Raw genomic sequence first — 2,638 nt, 5'->3', positions numbered from 1 at the left:
ATCCGTTTCTTCCAAGACTTCTATAATGATTTCAATCCGCAACGTGCTTATCAATTGCTAAATGATTTACATTTACATCCAGAGCAAAAATTGAAACAACTCTCTAAAGGGAATAAAGAAAAAGTTCAATTAATTTTGGTCATGAGCCGTGAAGCAGATTTGTACATTCTTGATGAACCTATTGGTGGAGTGGACCCTGCTGCGCGTGATTACATTCTTAGAACCATCATTCAAAATCGTCGTCCAAACTCATCTGTATTGATTTCAACCCACTTGATTGCGGACGTTGAACAAGTCTTGGATGAAGCGCTCTTTATCAATCAAGGTCGTATTCTGTTGCATGAAAACACAACTGTTCTTCGCAACCAATACGGTAAATCGATTGATGAGATCTTCCGTGAACAATTTAGAATGTATTAGGAGGTTCTTATGTTTGGGAAATTAATGAAATATGAATTAAAAGCAACCTATAAGTGGTATCTCATTATTTCGGGTGTGCTTGCTATTCTCTCCATTTTTGCTGGTTTATTAGCTTCTAGTGTTATAACTGGGGCATCAACTTTCACAGAAAATACAGCCTTAACTATTGGGAGTATTGTTGTTTTGGTCATTTTTGCGGGCTACATTGGCTTGACCTTGACCAACTATATCATTATTATTCGTCGTTTTTACAACAATATTTTTGGTCGTGAAGGTTATTTGACCTGGACCTTGCCAACTGGATCTCATACTGTTTTACTTGTAAAAGTAACATCTGCTTTGATTTGGAGTATCTTCTGTTTTATTAGCTTGATTCTTTCTTTGCTTATTTTCTTAGGAGTGATTGGCCTCGCTCAACAAAAGAATATTTTTGATTTGCTTGGTCCATTGTTCGAACATATTGGGTCATCTCTTATTTGGCAAAGCTTGCTATTTCAAGTGTTAGCGACTATTTCAGGTATTTTAATGCTCTACTGTGCCATCTCACTGGGTCAGCTCTTCATTAACAGTCGTATCGTGATGGCCTTCGTCTTTGGATTTATCCTTTGGGTTGTACTAAGTATCATTGGAAGATTGTTCCCTTCTATATCTATTTCAGAACTTTCAAGAACTGCAACTATGTCTTCTGATACTCTTAGTGATATCTTGGTTGTTAACTTTATTCCTGCCTATATCTATGAAGTGGTGAAAATTGTAGCGATGTATTTCACGGTACATTATGTAACAAAATTCAAACTAAACTTGCAATAAAAGTGAAAGAGGAAGGAATTCCTCTTTTTCTTTTGCCATTTTACCCAAAAAATGATACACTTGAGTATATCATTTTGGGGTCGTTACGGATTCGACAGGCATTATGAGGCATATTTTGCGACTCGTGTGGCGACGTAAACGCTCAGTTAAATATAACTGCAAAAAATAACACTTCTTACGCTCTAGCTGCCTAAAAACCAGCAGGCGTGACCCGATTCGGATTGCTCGTGTCTGATGACAGGTCTTAATTTTAGCGAGATACGATCAAACTTTGTCTAGCAGTTTGATAAGAGATTGATAGACTCGCAGTTCCTAGGCTTGAGTTATGTGTCGAGGAGCTGTTAAATCAATACATAACCTATGGTTGTAGACAAATATGTTGGCAGATGTTTGGACGTGGGTTCGACTCCCACCGGCTCCATATATACTTTCTAAAGTTTTCTAAAACTTTCTAAAACGTTGTAAATACAACGTTTTTTGTTTTATACTTCCTATTCCTTTTTGAACCTTTTTGAAACTGGCAGACCCAAAAACAGACCCTTTTTTGTCCAAAGGGTCTGTTTTTATGTTATTTATTTAAAAATCAATATAGTTTGCGAATTTCTCACCAATGTCATCCTTAGCCTCTCTAGTGATGTGAGTATAGATGTCCATGGTTGTCTTTAGGTCCGAGTGCCCAAGTCTGTACTGGACCTGTTTGAGCGTCATACCAGCTTCGAAACATAGACTGGCATGTGTGTGGCGGAATCCATGGATCCTAATCGGACGCATATCCGAATCTTTGACAATTTGTTGTAGCCATTTACGTGGTAGTGTTCCCGGTATTGGTTTTCCAAATTCATTTTCAAAGATATAAGTAGTAGTAGGGTTCATCGCACTAAGCTCTGCGAGAATCTCACTTGTCTTTTTCATTTTCTTTGCCGACATAGACCCTAAACTTATAGGCAGTGTCGCATTTTTCTTTTTGTAAGATTTAATTTCCATTATGTTTCACCTCATTTCACAAAAGAATGAGCGCAAAGAACCCTTCTCTTAATCCTTATTTGCATTTCAAGGTTAATCGCAATTAACGGCTGTTGATTGTGAATGCCAGATATCTGTTTTAGAATTAAGGGGCAAATTCACTGTATTTTTTAAGATATTCCTCTATTACGAAAAGATCTTCTGTCAGAAGGTTATTTTTAATAAAGTTAAAGTCACTTTCTGTAAGAAACATTTTTTTCTTCAAGCTTTTGATTTCTTTTTTTGCAAGATCAAATGCGGAATTATAGTCATCTAGGTCGCACTCTTCTGCTATATTGCGGATATTTGTAACGATATAACTATTTGTCATAGGTGGTATATAAACAGGACCTTGAATATATTCATAACTATTACCAAGACCAGAACAATCAAATAACATGGTTTC

3 protein-coding genes, 1 other RNA gene and 1 pseudogene are annotated in these 2,638 nt (G+C 36.6%); 3 read left to right on the top strand and 2 right to left on the bottom strand.

What is annotated here, in order from left to right:
* The 3 genes from ACLOR3_RS05430 to ssrA form a co-directional block, all read left to right on the top strand.
* The coding region (locus ACLOR3_RS05430; protein ID WP_412037057.1) for an ATP-binding cassette domain-containing protein at positions 1–420 on the top strand (420 nt) is incomplete at its 5' end.
* Positions 421–429: 9 nt separating this feature from the next.
* Positions 430–1,230 carry an ABC transporter ATP-binding protein gene (locus tag ACLOR3_RS05425; RefSeq protein ID WP_117744075.1) on the top strand — a complete coding sequence of 267 codons (801 nt, stop codon included), beginning with the start codon at positions 430–432 and terminating at the stop codon, positions 1,228–1,230.
* A 76-nt stretch (positions 1,231–1,306) separates the two neighbouring features.
* Positions 1,307–1,654: a transfer-messenger RNA gene (gene ssrA, locus ACLOR3_RS05420) on the top strand.
* Between the two features lie 152 nt (positions 1,655–1,806).
* Here ssrA and ACLOR3_RS05415 read toward each other — a convergent pair.
* Together ACLOR3_RS05415 and ACLOR3_RS05410 are read right to left on the bottom strand one after the other, a co-directional pair.
* A pseudogene (locus tag ACLOR3_RS05415) lies at positions 1,807–2,214 on the bottom strand (tyrosine-type recombinase/integrase); the annotation flags it as partial.
* Positions 2,215–2,338: 124 nt separating this feature from the next.
* Positions 2,339–2,638, bottom strand: a 300-nt coding sequence (locus ACLOR3_RS05410) for a hypothetical protein (protein WP_412037056.1), incomplete at its 5' end; no start/stop codon positions are given.

The sequence above is a fragment of the Streptococcus intestinihominis genome, assembly GCF_046824975.1.
Classification (GTDB): domain Bacteria; phylum Bacillota; class Bacilli; order Lactobacillales; family Streptococcaceae; genus Streptococcus.
This window is presented reverse-complemented; position numbering and strand designations above follow the sequence as displayed.